Raw genomic sequence first — 14492 nt, forward strand, 5'->3', positions numbered from 1 at the left:
GATTGTGATGAAGAAAGGGATCAAGAAGGGGCTGCTCGCCGGATTTACACTATTGTTGACGGCAGGGCTTACTGCTTGCGGAAGTAATACTAACAATACGAACAACAGCGCAGGTGCAGCAACCGGTACGCCGGAGAGCACCAATGCGGCGGCAACGGCAGAAGCGACCAAAGCACCGTCTAAAGATCCGGTAGAGCTGCTGAATGTATCCTATGATCCTACACGTGAGCTTTATGAGAGCTACAACAAGGCTTTTTCGGCTTATTGGGAGCAGGAAACTGGCCAGAAAGTAACGATCAAGCAGTCCCATGGCGGTTCAGGCAAACAAAGCCGTGCCGTTATTGACGGTCTGGAAGCGGATGTGGTCACGCTGGCGTTAGGATATGACATTGACGCTTTGCAGGAAACAGGACTCATCAATGAAGGCTGGCAAAATAAATTTGAGCTTAACAGCTCGCCCTACACGTCGACTATTGTTTTCCTCGTGCGCAAAGGCAATCCGAAGGGCATAAAGGACTGGCCGGATTTGCTTAAGGAAGGTGTAGAGGTGATTACACCAAATCCGAAAACCTCCGGCGGTGCACGCTGGAACTATCTGGCGGCTTGGGGATATGCGCTGGACCACAACAACAATGACGAAGCCAAAGCACAGGAATTTGTGCAGGAGCTGTTCAAGCATGTGCCGGTCCTGGATACCGGGGCGCGTGGTTCTACGACAACCTTTGTGGAACGCGGAATCGGTGATGTGCTGATTGCCTGGGAGAATGAAGCCTATCTGTCCATCAAAGAGCTGGGGCCGGACAAATTTGAAATTGTGAATCCTTCCGAGAGCATTCTGGCTGAACCTCCGGTTGCCGTAGTCGACAAGGTTGTCGATAAAAGAGGGACACGTGAGGTATCCGAGGCTTATCTGAAATATCTCTACACCGAAGAAGGTCAAAAAATAGCTGCAGAGAACTACTACCGCCCCACACTGGAAAGTGTGAAGGAGCAGTTCAAGGACCAATTCCCGGACATCAAGCTGTTTACGCTGGCTGATAAATTCGGCACCTGGAAAGAAACGCAGGAGAAACATTTCAATGACGGAGGCATTTTCGACAAGATTTATGTACCGGGCAGCTAACAAATCTTACTTTAAGTGCGGGTCATTTATAACTCGCTGCTGGTGATAGAGCCGCAGGATCTGTAAAGATAGGCTTCGGAAAGTTCGTCCCGTTAAGGGTGCTGATCAGCCCATAAGCTGAAGGCAGGAAAGGATGAATACGTAAATGAATGTCACTACTACGGCTGCGGTGCGGCGTAAGGTGCTGCCCGGCTTCGGGCTTACGATGGGCTACAGTGTACTGTATTTGAGTCTCGTTGTCCTGCTGCCGCTTTCGGCGCTGCTCTTCAACTCCACCGGGCTCAGCTGGGCTAAATTCTGGGATGTAGCCACAGACCCGCGCGTCCTGGCTTCCTACCGGGTCAGCTTGAGCACTGCGGCAGCGGCAGCTTTGACGAATGCTTTTCTGGGACTGCTGCTGGCATGGGTGCTGGTACGCTATGAGTTTCCGGGAAAAAGAGTATTCGACGCCCTGATCGATCTCCCGTTTGCACTGCCGACAGCCGTAGCGGGTGTCTCGTTGACAGCACTTTACTCACAGAATGGCTGGATCGGCTCCCTGCTGGAGCCGCTCGGCCTGAAGGTTGCCTTCACGCCGCTGGGCATCACGCTTGCGCTGATGTTTATCGGCATTCCGTTTGTTGTCCGCACCGTACAGCCCGTGCTGGAGGATCTGGACAGAGACATGGAAGAAGCCGCCGCGACGCTGGGGGCAGGCCGCTGGCGGACCTTTCTGCGGATTGTGCTGCCGGAGCTGTTCCCTGCGCTGCTCACCGGCTTTGCACTGGCTTTTGCCCGGGGGATCGGAGAATACGGGTCCGTGGTATTCATCTCCGGCAACATGCCGATGAGAACGGAGATTGCCCCGCTGCTCATTATGACCAAGCTGGAGCAATTCGATTATGCCGGAGCCACAGCGGTGGCGCTTCTTCTCCTGCTGATCTCCTTCCTGATGCTGTTCGTGATTAACCTGCTGCAGCGCTGGGCCCGCAAAAGCTCACGGTAAGGGAAGTGCAAAACTTAAGCGTATGCTTTCGAAGTGATTTTTGTCGAAGCCCATTCAGTGAGGTAACGCTCACAAAAATTAAGCGTATGCTTGCGAAGCCAGTTTTGTACGAAGATTAATCAAAGCTGCTATCCTAACAAAACTTAAGCGTATGCTTGCGAAGCGATTTTTGTCGAAGCCCATTTGGTGAGGTATTGCTCACAAAAATTAAGCGTATGCTTTCGAAGCCAGTTTTGTACGAAGATTAATCAATGCTGCTTATCCTAACAAAACTTTTAGGAGGAATAATTATGGCCGGTACTGTGCCGATGCTCGCTCCAGGGCGGAAGACCAGCGTATCCTCGCCTGCGACGAACGAATCTCCTGCGGTGAAGTGGGTGCTGATTGCCGCCGCCGGGCTGGTGCTGTTCTGGCTGATCGCCCTGCCGCTGATTGTCGTGCTGACAGAAGCGTTGAAGAGGGGCTGGGATGTCTACTGGGCCGCGCTGACTGATCCCGACGCCGCTTCGGCGCTGCGGCTGACACTGCTGGTGGCCGCGATTACCGTCCCGCTGAATACAATCTTTGGCGTGGCGGCCGCCTGGGCAGTGACCAAATTCCGTTTTCGCGGCAAAGGCTTCCTCATTACCTTGATTGATCTGCCATTCGCCGTATCACCGGTCATCGGCGGGCTGATCTTTATTCTGGTCTTCGGCGCGCATGGCTGGTTCGGGTCCTGGCTCAGCGACCATGATCTCAAGATCGTATTTGCGCTTCCGGGTATTGTGCTGGCTACGCTGTTTGTGACTTTTCCTTTTGTGGCCCGTGAGCTGATTCCGCTGATGGAAGATCAAGGTACACAGGAGGAAGAAGCGGCGATTACACTGGGGGCGCACGGCTGGCAGATTTTCTGGCGTGTGACACTGCCCAATATTAAATGGGGTTTGCTGTACGGGATTATTCTCTGTAATGCCCGTGCTATGGGCGAGTTCGGCGCGGTATCGGTAGTCTCCGGGCATATCCGCGGAGAAACGAATACGCTGCCGCTGCATGTCGAGATTTTGTATAATGAATATCAATTTTCGGCATCGTTCGCGGTGGCTTCATTGCTGCTGCTGCTCGCCTTGGTAACGATGATCATCAAAAGCTGGTTATTACGAAAAAATGCTCATTGACAGCTCTTTTGATTCCATGCTAAGTTAAATCTTAGTAAACAAGTTGGTAATAACGGGATTAAAGGCGGAGAACATCCCCTGTCCGGGGAAAGGGAGGCTGGAGAATGGTTAAGCCACTGAAAGTGGATGAGGTATGGCTGACGCGGATTGCAGGACTTCTGGATGACATGGAGTTTGGCTCATTGCACATCGTAGTGCATGAAGGTCAGATAGTACAGATGGAGCGTACGGAACGCAAACGTTTCGAGAACAGCACTGCAAATGCACGATATAGTGGAGAGACCGGAAGCCGGCGCACCGATACCCGTTCTGCGGGACGAGGATAGAAGGTATAAAGAAAGACCTCCATCAGTTGAAGGTCTTTCTTTTTTTTGATTTAACTAAGGCTTCCCATTTGTCAAAAGATAATTTGTCAGTGATATGCTTCAGTTCTGCCGGAACCTTGACAGAGCACATTAATTCCAGGCTATTGCCATCCGGGTCATTAAAATAAGTATTGCCTTAATAACGCGGTCCCCGACGGGAAGAGGAGAGGCCTTCAAGCAGTAAGACTATCGCCGTGATCACATGCATGATCCAGCCAACGATCGGAATTAGAGCGACTATCGAGGTAATGATACCAATGACGTTGCCGATAAAAGGCCCCCGTTCCTTAAGCATGATTATAACAGCCACTGCGTGCAGCAAAAAGGCGATGCCGAGCGGGACCCATGCATTGGCTACAACGAACACCCCTCCAATGATCGGCAGGGCCAGGAACGCTTCATAAGTGAAAGTCCCCCATTTCAATAATTTCCCCAGAGAAGACATGAGTGCTTCACCAATCCTTTCTTTATGATATTGTGAATATTTGGTTTTATCTCTAGGTTACCCCGGGATGCAGGCTGAGAATAATAGTATTGCTTTTCTAAACAATTTATTAGTTCTGTTACGTCAGAATTCCTTCAACGTTTCAAATCTCCGCATGTACCCATTCCGCCAGCCGGTTACCCGGCCTTGCTTGAAATCAATGCTTAAGTATATATTGGTAACAGCATTGCAGATCCTGAGACCGTCCCTCGTAATTAAGAGGGATTCTCACGAATGCTCACTCATTCGCAGGATTTCATCGCTACGAAGCGGTGGAGATGGTTGGCTTGCGATGGAAATTGAACCGTCGAGCGGCTAGCGGGCGGGCGGGAACAGAAGCAACGCATGACGTGCCTTTAGATCGTCGATATCCTGCACACTCCACTTGGCCCACGGAGGTTCACCCTCCCAGATCTCAACGGGTCTACGCCCTCACATTCCTTCGTTACACCTGTCCATGGCGTGGAGACCGATAGCGTTTACTTAACGGGTCAATGCCCTTACGGACTCAAGCACTCGGTTCTCTTATGCATATATGCTGTACAATCCTGCGAATAAGTCAATTCTCGTGGTTCGGGTTTACGCGGCAACCGGGGCTGCAAGTGCACTGCGGTATGTTTCCCCTCGCTGCACCATGCCGATCAGAATACGAGCCAGCTTGCCAATCAGTTTAAAAAGCGACGCCTGCTTCTTCATACCCTGCGCCTGGTTGTGCGCATGCCACCGCTTGAAATCGGGGTTTTGCCGCACGAGATTCAGCATCCCCCAGTATAAGTGTTTGCGGAGCGTACTGTCGCCGCGTTTGGAGAGCTTGATTTGTCCTTTGAATTTGCCGGAGGTGCACTCGGCCAGATTCAGGCCGGCTCGCCGCAACAATTGCCTGCCATGCGCATAGAGGCGCAAGTCGCCAGCTGAAGCCAGAATGGCTGCCAGCGTCATGTTTCCAAGCCCGCAGATGCTCCGCAACTGCTCGGCCAAGGGGATCTCCGCCAAGATAGATTGGATGGCCTCATCCATTTCGCCGAGCATAGCGACCACGTGCTCATAGGTTTGAAGCAGGCGGCGGATGTCTTGCCGCGCTTCTTCCGTTGCCCTCGTATCGCCAATACTGTGCGTTGCTGCTGCCAGCAAGGCCGCCGCCTTAGCTCTGCCGCTGACGCCAGAAGCACGTCTCATCCCTTGCTTACGCCAATGGTCAATGACTTCGTCGATGCTCAGTCTCTTTAGGTCACACGGCATAGGGCAAGCGTGGAGCGACGCCAGCGACCTTAGCACCGTCCAGTCCGGGAAGACTTGGCGAAATTCCGGGAAGTAAAGGTCTATCCAGCGAACGATCCGGTTGCCCAGGCTTGTCGATTGTTTGACCCAATACTCTCTATCGCTCATGAGCGTCTTTAACCGTTCGAATACGGCTGCCTGAGTAACGTAGTCTGTGTAATAGCCACGGCTTACGACGTCCGCAATGACAAGCGCATCCTTGGGGTCGTTCTTGGATGGACTATTGTCCCGGTTCTCTTTGTTGCGGTGAGTCGTCACTGGATTGACCAACACCACCTCGATCCCTTGCTGAAGCAGCCAATTGGCGAGGTTAAACCAGTAATGGCCGGTGGGCTCCAGACCGATTAGAAGGGATGTCAGCCGATGCTTCGACTGAGCTTCCTTTACCCAGCGCAAAAACTTCTCAAAGCCTTCCAGTGTGTTAGGGAAAGACAGGTGACGGGGAGTGAGCGAACGTCCGCGAAAATCGGTCATCTGTGCGGCGTGTGCATCCTTAGCGATGTCGATCCCGACCACTGCATGCTGCATGCTAATTCGTTCAATGCGTTGATTTGTCCTATCGTTTCGGTTAGACTTCATAGTAAGCGCCTCCTGATGGGTTTTTAGGGCTGTAGACCCCTTACACCCCCATCATACGAGGCGCTCTTGTTTTTGTCTAAGCTGAAAACTTAGCGTATACAGGAATGTTTAGTAGGAACGAGAAGGGAAGGACCGTATGGATGCAGCAGAAAAAGTAGAAATTAGACATGAATGCCCCTCGGTGGAGCAATATCTGGCGCTGCGGGTTGAGGCAGGACTTAGTCCGATGAGTATAGAGGGGGCTAAGACCGGACTTCCGCGTTCTTGTTATGCAGTATCCCTCTATGAAGAGGACATGCTGGTAGGGATGGGACGCGTCATCGGGGACGGAGGCTGTTTCTTTCAGGTGACGGATATTGCCGTTAAGCCCTCCCGTCAAGGGCGTGGCTTGGGGAAAGTCATTATGGGTGAGATCAGGGCATTCCTGGATACGGTGCCCAATCCGTCGTATGTTAGCCTCATTGCTGACGGAAATGCTTCGAAGCTGTATGATCAGTATGGCTTTGTTCCGGTAATGCCTTATTCGCAAGGGATGTTCCTGCGGCGGTAGCGGGCCGGAATGGCAGATTGTAATCTTATGATAGTGAGGCTGGCCGACCCCCACCTAGCGGGGGTATTTGAATGCTGCTTCTACCCGGAGGGTTTCAGAACGCCACTATGGGATAAATTAGAATTAGGGCTTGAGAAAGCGAGGAAAACTAGAGATGGATGTTGTTGTGCTAGGTGCGTCGGGGACGCTGGGAAAAGCAATTGTACAGGAAGCACTAAAAAGAAAACACGAAGTAACCGCAGCCGTCCGCCATCCGGATTCGCTGCAAATCGAGCATGAGCGGCTGCAGATTGCCACCGTTGATATCCTGAATCCTTCCTCGGTAGCTGCCGTAGTTGGCGGGCACGGGGAGGTCATCAGTGCGTTCGGACCGGATTCCGGGCGGGAAAATGATCTGCTTGGCGCAGCGGATTCGCTGCTGGAGGGGATGCGTATAGCCGGGGTGGAACGGCTGATGATCGTCGGCGGAGCGGGTAGTCTGAAGACGGAATCGGGAGAGTGGCTGATGGACACGGCTGAATTCCCGGAGGAGCTGCGGCCGCTGGCTGCCGCACATGCCAACGCCTATGAAATCTATAGAGGTTCGGCACTTGATTATACGTATATCAGCCCGCCTGCGGTCATCGTGCCGGGCCGGCGGACAGGCATGTTCCGCATCGGACTGGACCGGCTTGTCGTGGATGAAAATGGTGAGAGCAGCATCAGCGTGGAGGATTTCGCCGTGGCGGTCATTGATGAGCTGGAGGAAGGCAATTTCAGCCGGGAGAGATTTACGGTAGCTTATTAGCCGAGCCGGGTACAGAACAGAAGCAGTTGTAAGGCTGCCTTGAACTGAACAACAGGACAGATACAGTGCCGGGCGTGGATTCCGGCTATGCGCAAAGGGTAAGACTTATTGCATTTTATGCCGTAAGGCTTACCCTTTATTGCGATGGACATGTAGCGAAAGGGGTGCGAGTCATGGATCTGGTAACTGCTGAGCAGATGCGGCAATTGGACCGCAAAACGATTGAGGGTTTGAGCATTCCGGCGGTTGCGCTGATGGAGAATGCAGGTCGGGCCATCGCCGAGGAGGTTATTGCGCTGTGCCGTAGCAGGCACGGCGGAGGCGCAGGCGGAGAAGACCGGAACGGTGGACGGGCCGGAACGGGAAACGGCTGGGCTGATGCTGTTATAGCGGGGCGCGGCGGCTATATAAACGCGGGACCGGGTGCAGAGAACGGCAGAGACGCGGGAACGGATGTGGGGCGTGGCGGCGGCGAGGAACCGGGAGCAGGGCGTGGCAGCGGCAGAGGTGTTGCTGCCATCCAGCGAAGCGGCGGCCCGGGGATCCAGCCGCCGGGATTCACGGTCAGCGGCGATACCGCGCTGACCCTGGACTCTGCCGAAGCCGAGCACTGGCTGATTCTCGTCGGCAAAGGCAATAACGGCGGCGACGGCCTCGCCGCCGCCAGGCATCTGCGTGAGGCGGGCCTCGCCGTCACGCTGGTGTACGCGGCCGCGCCGGAGTCGCTGGCCGGCGAAGCCGCGCTGCAGCGGGATGCCGCTGCAGCCATGGGCCTGCCCGCCGCCGTCTACGGCGCGGACCGGCTGGACTTTGCCGCATGCAGCGGCATCGTGGATGCGCTGCTAGGCACCGGCAGCGCGGGAGCCCCGCGCGGTGCCTATGCGGAGCTGATTGCCGCCGCGAACGGCAGCGGCAAACCGGTGGTGTCCGCGGACATCCCGAGCGGGCTGAACGCGGACACTGGCGAGCTGCATGAGCCGTGCATTCATGCAGCAGTGACAGTCTGCCTCGCGTTTCTCAAACGCGGGCTGGTGCAATATCCCGGCGCGGGGGCAGCCGGGCATGTGGTGGTCCGCTCCATCGGCATTCCGGCTGCCTTGGCCCGGGAACACGGCGTGCAGGCTTGCCTGCTGACGCCGGAGGTGCTGCGGACACGTCTTCAGATCGACGTGTCGCGCCGCCGCTCGCCCGAAGGCCACAAGGGCACTTACGGGCATGTCCTGCTGGCCGGCGGAAGCCTGGCCATGAGCGGTGCAGGCCTGCTCTCCGCCCGGGCTGCGCTGCGGGCGGGTTGCGGCTTGGTTACCTGGGCACTGCCCGGCGGGCTGCTGCCCTATGTGATCGGTGCCGCCCCTGAAATGATGCTGGCTGCAGCCGGCAGCGCAGAGGATGGCACCTGGAAAGCAGGCACGGCCGCAGAGGTGCTGCGGCTGGGTGCCGGAAAGGAGGTTATCGCCGTTGGTCCTGGCCTTGGCCGGTTCGAGGGCGATACGGATTGGCTCCGCACGATTTGGGAGAGGACGGAAACGCCCCTGGTCATCGATGCCGATGCTTTAAACATCCTGGCTGATGCCGATTACAGCTCCTGGACCCGCCGGGGGCCTGTGATCTTGACGCCGCATCCGGGAGAAATGGCCCGGCTGGCAGGTCTTCCCACGGCAGAAGTGCAGCGCGACCGGATCGGTCTGGCATTGGACTATGCCCGGGAGCATGGCGTGGTGCTTGTGCTGAAAGGGGCGCATACAGTTATTGCAACGCCTGAAGGACAAGCCTATGTAAATGTCACAGGCCATCCGGGTATGGGAACCGGCGGAGCGGGCGATGTGCTGACAGGCATCATTTCCGGACTGCTGGCTCAAGGGCTGAATGCCGTACAGGCTGCGGCTTTTGGCGTGTATCTGCACGGACTGGCCGGAGAACGGGCAGCCCGCCTGCGGCATCATCCGGCGGCATTAATTGCCGGGGATATCATTGAAGCACTCTGATTGCAGGAAGCTGTGTGGAGAAGCCTGATCACACTATCTTGCCGGATGCATGCCGGTCCGGCACCCGGTGCAACTGCCTGCAGGCTAAAGCAGCAGCAGGCAGAGCAGCGGGATGAATAGCGCGAATACAGGAAGCAGCAGCGGCTGCCGCTCGCCGGCTACCTGGGCGAGCCGGAATACCAGGAGTACAGCTATGCCGTAGATGCCGCAGGTCATGGCTTCTCCGCCCTGCTCCGAGGCCAGCCACAGACCTGCGCCAAAGCCGGCAGCCGCATACAGTACCAGTGACGGCCCGAGCGAAGACGAACGGAACATGCGCAGCAGCAGATCTGCCAGCAGTGCCGCCGGCAGTCCATAAGCGTAAATGGCATAGGGCACCGATATCGGCCAGCCTTCCGGCACTCCGCCTTCGTGCGGAAAGAACAGCATCAGCAGGGAGACGAGCATAAAGGTCAGACCGGCGGCGGAGAGTTTCGCCAGTGCGTACATGCCTGCGGATAGGCGGACGGACGGAAGATCGTAATCCTTGATTTTATTCATCCTAAAACTTCCTTTCAGGGTGGGATTAACGCTACTACGGCGGACTTAGGGCCTCTACCGGAGGCAGCTCAGCTTGTGACCATGTCCCCTCCATTAACATGAATACATGTGCCTGTGACATAAGAAGAATCGGAACTGGCCAGATAGACATAGGCTCCGGCCAATTCATAAGGCTGAGCCGCACGCCGGAGCGGAGTATCCGTTCCGAAGACGCTGACCTCGGCAGCGGAGTAGCTGGAGGGAATGAGCGGTGTCCAGACCGGCCCGGGGGCGACACTGTTGACACGGATTCCGGTATCAGCGAGCGAAAGGGCAAGAGAGCGTGTAAAGGTGACGATGGCACCTTTGGTGGTTGAATAATCGATGAGCTCTTTGTGGCCCTGGTAAGCGGTGATTGAGGCAGTGTTTATGATGGAGCTGCCTTTTTTCAAATGTGGAAGTGCGGCCTGTGTCAGGTAAAAGAACGGAATAATGTTGGTATGAAAGGTCTGGAGCAGCTGTTCTTCTGAAATATCGAGAATGCTCTTCTGCGGATACTGCACGCCATGGTTATTGACGAGGATATCCAGCTTGCCAAAGGTCTGTACTGTCTGCTCTACGGCCTGGAAGCAGTTTTGCTTATGCCGCAAATCAGTTTCGATCCGCAGGCAACGGCGGCCCAATTGTTCAATGCGCTGCTGTGTGACTTCGGCATCCGAGGCTTCGTACAGATAGGCAATGGCTACATCCGCCCCTTCCCTGGCAAATGCGATGGCCGCCGCCTTGCCGATGCCGCTGTCCCCTCCGGTAATCAGCGCCACCTTGCCTTCCAGCTTTCGGCTGCCGAAGCTCTCAGGATTTTCGCTGATCGGGCGGGGGTTCATCAGACTTTCAAGGCCCGGCTGGCGGTTCTGATGCTGCGGCGGAAAGGCAATGGGCTGCTTGCAGCATACCGTCTGTTCCCCATAATAGGGGTAAGTGGGATTCATATCGCGGTTATCCTCCTTGGATGCTGTCATTCGTATATTTTTATGCATGCGCCCAGGAAAGCGTGCGCTTCCGCAGTGTGAATCCGGCATTTGAAGCGGGCAATGATCAGGGGGACAAATCTTGCATTCTATGAAAAAAATTATGATATATTACCTGGGAGGAACGTATGGCGGATCGTGTGAACTGGTTCAATATTGCCTATTTGCAGCAGGGCACGGTACTTCAACGAGAGGTATACAATCTGCTTCAGGAACTGCGGATTATGGAGCTTCTTGCGGACTATGAACCGCTGCTTGCAGGTACGATACCTCTGGGAATTCAAGTGGAAGGCAGCGATCTCGATCTGATCTGCGAGGTACATGACCCCGTGCGCTTTACCGCCAAGGTTCACGGTTATTTCGGGCAGTGGACCGGATATTCCGCCGTAACCCGGGTGGTTGGGGGAATAACACGCACCAAGATTAATTTTCATGCCGGAGGCTGGCCGATTGAATTGTTCGGGCAAGCCAAGCCAGCGCGGCAGCAGAACGCTTGGCTGCATATGCTGGTAGAGGGGCGGATATTGGATCTGCTGGGGGAAAGTTTCCGCGAAGAAATTATTTTGCTGAAGTCAGGCGGAATGAAGACGGAACCGGCTTTTGCGAGACTGCTGAAGCTGGAAGGCGATCCTTATGAGGCGCTGCTGGACCTTGGCAGGCTTCGTCAAGAGGAGCTGGAACACATGTGCAAGAAGGCTTATCCCTACATACAATGAACAATGGAAACGGGGGAGGAATATTGAAGTACAGAGCAATGGTTGCAGATGATTATGAGGAAGCGTATCTTTTATGGGGGAATACTACAGGCATGAACCTCAGCCAGGCTGACTCCCGGGAAGAAATTGTTCGTTATCTGGAGCGCAACCCCGGACTGAGTCTCGTCTACGAGAATGAAGCGGGCAAAATTGCCGGGACTGCAATGTGCGGACATGACGGGCGCAGAGGGTATATGTATCATGTAGCTGTCAGCGGAGAATGCCGCGGAGCAGGAGTCGGCCGTGAACTGGTCTCCCGTTGTCTAGGTAGATTGCGGGAAGCCGGCATTGTGAAATGCCACTTGATGGTTATTGAGGGGAATGAGCTGGGCCGCAGCTTCTGGTCGGGCATCGGCTGGCAGGAACGCGATGGGATTGTTCTTTTCTCACAGGATACTTAATCAGGCGGAGAGATTTCAGAGCATTGGCCCTGATAATGATCTATCGTAAGGTGACATACCAATGTAATAGTGTAGCTTCTGCATTCGTGCAGTATAATATATGTGAGTATATTGTCGAATTTTGATAGGTGGCGATCTGAACTATGCGCTTTAAAGATGTATTCTCAATTATCGGCCCGGCGATGGTCGGGCCTTCCAGTTCGCATACTGCGGGAGCGGCCCGGATTGGCAGAGCAGCCCGTCAGGTGCTTGGTGAAGTGCCGGGCGAGGCTGAGGTCATTTTCTTCGGTTCCTTTGCCGCAACCTATCAGGGGCATGGCACAGACCGGGCAATTGCCGGTGGCCTGCTGGATTTCGCTACGGATGACCAACGTCTGCCTGATTCTATCGAGCTTGCGCAAGAGGACGGGATGGAGATTTCCTTCCGGCAGGGAACGGGGCTGTTCCCCCACCCCAATACGGTTCGCCTGCGTCTTGTCGGCCGGGAGACCGGAACAGAAATGACGCTTACGGGGATCTCGATTGGCGGCGGCAATATTGAAATTGTAGATATCGACGGCTTCGGGGTTAAGCTTACGGGAATGTATCCGACAGTGCTGATTAACCATATGGACTATTTGGGAGTACTCGCGAGTGTTACCGATGTAATGCGCAAAGGCCAGTTTAATATCGGACATATGTCCCTGGACCGCAAGAACCGCAGCGGTGCGGCTTTGACAGTGCTGGAGCTGGATGAGCCAGCCACAGCAGAGCTGCTCAAGGATCTGGCGGGCCTGCCGGCCGTGAAGTCGGTAAAGGTTGTTGATTTAAACGAACCAACGCAAGTAAAGAAAGGGAAGGATAGCTCATCATGAATTTTCAAACATTAAGCCAGTTGGCGGTACTATGCGAGGAACGGGGTTTGGGTATCGGCCAGCTTATGCTTGAGGAGCAAAGCGCAGAGTCCGGACGTTCCACAGAGCAGGAGTTCGCCACGATGAGCCAGTACTACGGAGTGATGAAAGAGGCGGTGCACCGCGGCATGCACGAAGATACCACCTCACGCAGCGGTCTGACCGGCCTTGATGCGCAGCGGGTTGCTGCCTACAATGCGGCAGATGAACCGTGTCTTGGCGGATCTGCCGGTACCGCGATGGCCTATGCGCTGGCTGTATCTGAAGTGAATGCGTCCATGGGCCGCATTATTGCCACGCCGACCGCAGGTTCTTGCGGTATCATTCCCGGTGTATTTCTCAGCTGCCAGGAGCGGTTTGGCTGGGACGATGATTATATGGTGTCGGGCTTGTTCGCCGCCGGTGCCATTGGTTACGTGATCGCCAATAACTCCTTTGTATCCGGTGCGGAAGGCGGCTGCCAGGCAGAGGTTGGTTCGGCGATCGGGATGGCTGCGGGAGCGCTGACCGAGCTGCGCGGCGGAACCCCGGCACAGGCAGTACATGCTGTCGGTTTGGCACTCAAAAATACACTCGGCCTAATCTGTGATCCTGTGGGTGGCCTTGTGGAAATTCCCTGCATTGTGCGCAACGGCTTTGGTGCCGTTACGGCACTCGCCGCAGCGGATATGGCGCTGGCCGGCGTGCGCAGCGTAATCCCTTCGGACGAAGTGATCAAGGTAATGCTGGAAGTCGGTTCCGCTATGCCTGAGAAGCACCGTGAAACGGCAGGGGGCGGCTTGGCTCAGACCCCTACCGGGCGCCAGATTATGAAGGATCTGCGGAACAAGAAGTAATCGGGCCACGCAAATACGGTATTATTTCAAATCATGCGGAACCGCTCCAACTGCTCCCATAATCCCTCCTGCCGGAGTATTTCCGGCTGTTTCGGACCCATAAGATCGAAATGGGGGAAGGGTTTGCGGTTGTGGATATACTGCGGCGGAAGACCCTTCTCCTTACACCAGCGTTTTAGACGGGGCAGGTCACTGCAGCCTACTTTAGTCACTGTAGTAATTCCCGGAAAGCGCGGGTCAATCCAATAATGCGTCAGAAAAGCGATCTCTCCTGCCGAGACTGCCTGTTTCCACCGGGTTAATTCTTCTCTGTTAATTCCGAAGGCCATAGCTGTCCTCATCCCTATTCTTTTCAGTAATTGTTGACTCCATTATAACCTATGAAAGGGGAGAACATCATGAGCGGGCAATCCAGAGCAGACATCCGCCCCGGACTTGAGGTGGATATTGTACTCAAGCAAGACCAGCCAACAGGCAAACTTACGCATGGCACGGTCAAAGATATTTTGACCAATTCGCCCCGCCATCCGCACGGCATCAAGGTGCGGCTGACGGACGGACAAGTCGGCCGGGTTAAGAATATTACCAGCTGAATGAACAAGTCGTTGCATCCCTATTTTTAACTTTCAATAGCGCTCCTCTCGCCTGGCTACTACTGCCCAACAGCACAGCAGCCACCGGCGGAAGGAGCGTTTATTGTTGTTTAGGCACTTGGTGTTGATCATTGGAGAGAAGAGCAAGTTCTGCTTGAATTGAACAATACAATAGAA

General features: G+C 55.0%; 17 protein-coding genes. 12 read left to right on the forward strand and 5 right to left on the reverse strand.

Annotated elements, in window-relative coordinates; all coding sequences use genetic code 11:
- The first annotated feature begins 7 nt into the window (after positions 1-7).
- From H70357_RS02045 to H70357_RS02060, 4 genes are all read left to right on the forward strand, one after another.
- Positions 8-1123 carry a sulfate ABC transporter substrate-binding protein gene (locus H70357_RS02045; protein ID WP_038585197.1) on the forward strand — a complete coding sequence of 372 codons (1116 nt, stop codon included), beginning with the start codon at positions 8-10 and terminating at the stop codon, positions 1121-1123.
- Between the two features lie 145 nt (positions 1124-1268).
- Positions 1269-2108 (forward strand): sulfate ABC transporter permease subunit CysT, encoded by an 840-nt coding sequence (gene cysT, locus H70357_RS02050; RefSeq protein ID WP_038585200.1) that lies wholly within the window; start codon positions 1269-1271, stop codon positions 2106-2108.
- Between the two features lie 290 nt (positions 2109-2398).
- A complete protein-coding gene (gene cysW, locus H70357_RS02055) occupies positions 2399-3262 on the forward strand; it encodes a sulfate ABC transporter permease subunit CysW (RefSeq protein ID WP_038585202.1) in 864 nt (287 codons plus the stop codon).
- A 104-nt stretch (positions 3263-3366) separates the two neighbouring features.
- The gene (locus tag H70357_RS02060) at positions 3367-3588 is read left to right on the forward strand and encodes a YezD family protein (protein ID WP_038585204.1); all 222 of its coding nucleotides are present in this window, start codon (positions 3367-3369) and stop codon (positions 3586-3588) included.
- Between the two features lie 175 nt (positions 3589-3763).
- On the opposite strand, the gene H70357_RS02065 is transcribed toward H70357_RS02060, so the two are convergent.
- Together H70357_RS02065 and H70357_RS02070 are read right to left on the reverse strand one after the other, a co-directional pair.
- Complete coding sequence (locus H70357_RS02065) at positions 3764-4051, reverse strand: hypothetical protein (RefSeq protein WP_231578364.1); 288 nt, start codon at positions 4049-4051, stop codon at positions 3764-3766.
- A 639-nt stretch (positions 4052-4690) separates the two neighbouring features.
- Positions 4691-5968 carry an IS110 family RNA-guided transposase gene (locus H70357_RS02070; RefSeq protein ID WP_038585209.1) on the reverse strand — a complete coding sequence of 426 codons (1278 nt, stop codon included), beginning with the start codon at positions 5966-5968 and terminating at the stop codon, positions 4691-4693.
- A gap of 136 nt (positions 5969-6104) precedes the next feature.
- Between H70357_RS02070 and H70357_RS02075 the strand changes: the two genes are divergently transcribed.
- From H70357_RS02075 to H70357_RS02085, 3 genes are all read left to right on the forward strand, one after another.
- The gene (locus H70357_RS02075; protein ID WP_038585211.1) at positions 6105-6518 is read left to right on the forward strand and encodes a GNAT family N-acetyltransferase; all 414 of its coding nucleotides are present in this window, start codon (positions 6105-6107) and stop codon (positions 6516-6518) included.
- 154 nt (positions 6519-6672) lie between these two features.
- Positions 6673-7305 (forward strand): NAD(P)-dependent oxidoreductase, encoded by a 633-nt coding sequence (locus H70357_RS02080; protein WP_038585212.1) that lies wholly within the window; start codon positions 6673-6675, stop codon positions 7303-7305.
- Positions 7306-7478: 173 nt separating this feature from the next.
- Positions 7479-9290: a bifunctional ADP-dependent NAD(P)H-hydrate dehydratase/NAD(P)H-hydrate epimerase gene (locus H70357_RS02085; RefSeq protein WP_038585215.1), complete on the forward strand. Its 1812-nt coding sequence runs from the start codon at positions 7479-7481 to the stop codon at positions 9288-9290.
- Positions 9291-9374: 84 nt separating this feature from the next.
- Here the strand turns inward: H70357_RS02085 and H70357_RS02090 are convergent, their stop codons facing one another.
- Together H70357_RS02090 and H70357_RS02095 are read right to left on the reverse strand one after the other, a co-directional pair.
- Positions 9375-9830 (reverse strand): hypothetical protein, encoded by a 456-nt coding sequence (locus H70357_RS02090; RefSeq protein ID WP_038585218.1) that lies wholly within the window; start codon positions 9828-9830, stop codon positions 9375-9377.
- A gap of 68 nt (positions 9831-9898) precedes the next feature.
- Positions 9899-10798 carry an SDR family oxidoreductase gene (locus H70357_RS02095; RefSeq protein ID WP_038585221.1) on the reverse strand — a complete coding sequence of 300 codons (900 nt, stop codon included), beginning with the start codon at positions 10796-10798 and terminating at the stop codon, positions 9899-9901.
- Positions 10799-10965: 167 nt separating this feature from the next.
- On the opposite strand from H70357_RS02095, the gene H70357_RS02100 reads away from it, so the two are divergent.
- The 4 genes from H70357_RS02100 to sdaAA all read left to right on the forward strand — a co-directional run bounded on the left by H70357_RS02100 (position 10966) and on the right by sdaAA (position 13722).
- Entirely contained in the window at positions 10966-11553 is a 588-nt protein-coding gene (locus H70357_RS02100) for a DUF4269 domain-containing protein (protein ID WP_038585224.1), read from the forward strand.
- 23 nt (positions 11554-11576) lie between these two features.
- A complete protein-coding gene (locus H70357_RS02105) occupies positions 11577-11993 on the forward strand; it encodes a GNAT family N-acetyltransferase (protein WP_156130798.1) in 417 nt (138 codons plus the stop codon).
- Positions 11994-12136: 143 nt separating this feature from the next.
- Complete coding sequence (sdaAB, locus tag H70357_RS02110) at positions 12137-12847, forward strand: L-serine ammonia-lyase, iron-sulfur-dependent subunit beta (protein WP_038585230.1); 711 nt, start codon at positions 12137-12139, stop codon at positions 12845-12847.
- Entirely contained in the window at positions 12844-13722 is an 879-nt protein-coding gene (gene sdaAA / locus H70357_RS02115; protein ID WP_038585233.1) for an L-serine ammonia-lyase, iron-sulfur-dependent, subunit alpha, read from the forward strand. The genes sdaAB and sdaAA overlap by 4 nt, the downstream gene beginning before the upstream one ends.
- A 26-nt stretch (positions 13723-13748) precedes the next feature.
- Here sdaAA and H70357_RS02120 read toward each other — a convergent pair whose 3' ends face one another.
- Positions 13749-14051: a hypothetical protein gene (locus H70357_RS02120; RefSeq protein WP_038585236.1), complete on the reverse strand. Its 303-nt coding sequence runs from the start codon at positions 14049-14051 to the stop codon at positions 13749-13751.
- Between the two features lie 69 nt (positions 14052-14120).
- On the opposite strand from H70357_RS02120, the gene H70357_RS02125 reads away from it, so the two are divergent.
- A complete protein-coding gene (locus H70357_RS02125; RefSeq protein WP_038585239.1) occupies positions 14121-14315 on the forward strand; it encodes a YwbE family protein in 195 nt (64 codons plus the stop codon).
- The last annotated feature ends 177 nt before the right edge of the window (positions 14316-14492 follow it).

The sequence above is a fragment of the Paenibacillus sp. FSL H7-0357 genome, from assembly GCF_000758525.1.
Classification (GTDB): Bacteria; Bacillota; Bacilli; order Paenibacillales; family Paenibacillaceae; genus Paenibacillus_AQ.

Coding starts and splice junctions, on each gene's coding strand:
- H70357_RS02045 (WP_038585197.1), top strand. CDS start 8: ATGAAGAAAGGGATCAAGAAGGGGCTGCTCGCCGGATTTACACTATTG.
- cysT (WP_038585200.1), top strand. CDS start 1,269: ATGAATGTCACTACTACGGCTGCGGTGCGGCGTAAGGTGCTGCCCGGC.
- cysW (WP_038585202.1), top strand. CDS start 2,399: ATGGCCGGTACTGTGCCGATGCTCGCTCCAGGGCGGAAGACCAGCGTA.
- H70357_RS02060 (WP_038585204.1), top strand. CDS start 3,367: ATGGTTAAGCCACTGAAAGTGGATGAGGTATGGCTGACGCGGATTGCA.
- H70357_RS02070 (WP_038585209.1), bottom strand. CDS start 5,968: ATGAAGTCTAACCGAAACGATAGGACAAATCAACGCATTGAACGAATT.
- H70357_RS02075 (WP_038585211.1), top strand. CDS start 6,105: ATGGATGCAGCAGAAAAAGTAGAAATTAGACATGAATGCCCCTCGGTG.
- H70357_RS02080 (WP_038585212.1), top strand. CDS start 6,673: ATGGATGTTGTTGTGCTAGGTGCGTCGGGGACGCTGGGAAAAGCAATT.
- H70357_RS02085 (WP_038585215.1), top strand. CDS start 7,479: ATGGATCTGGTAACTGCTGAGCAGATGCGGCAATTGGACCGCAAAACG.
- H70357_RS02090 (WP_038585218.1), bottom strand. CDS start 9,830: ATGAATAAAATCAAGGATTACGATCTTCCGTCCGTCCGCCTATCCGCA.
- H70357_RS02095 (WP_038585221.1), bottom strand. CDS start 10,798: ATGAATCCCACTTACCCCTATTATGGGGAACAGACGGTATGCTGCAAG.
- H70357_RS02100 (WP_038585224.1), top strand. CDS start 10,966: ATGGCGGATCGTGTGAACTGGTTCAATATTGCCTATTTGCAGCAGGGC.
- sdaAB (WP_038585230.1), top strand. CDS start 12,137: ATGCGCTTTAAAGATGTATTCTCAATTATCGGCCCGGCGATGGTCGGG.
- sdaAA (WP_038585233.1), top strand. CDS start 12,844: ATGAATTTTCAAACATTAAGCCAGTTGGCGGTACTATGCGAGGAACGG.
- H70357_RS02120 (WP_038585236.1), bottom strand. CDS start 14,051: ATGGCCTTCGGAATTAACAGAGAAGAATTAACCCGGTGGAAACAGGCA.
- H70357_RS02125 (WP_038585239.1), top strand. CDS start 14,121: ATGAGCGGGCAATCCAGAGCAGACATCCGCCCCGGACTTGAGGTGGAT.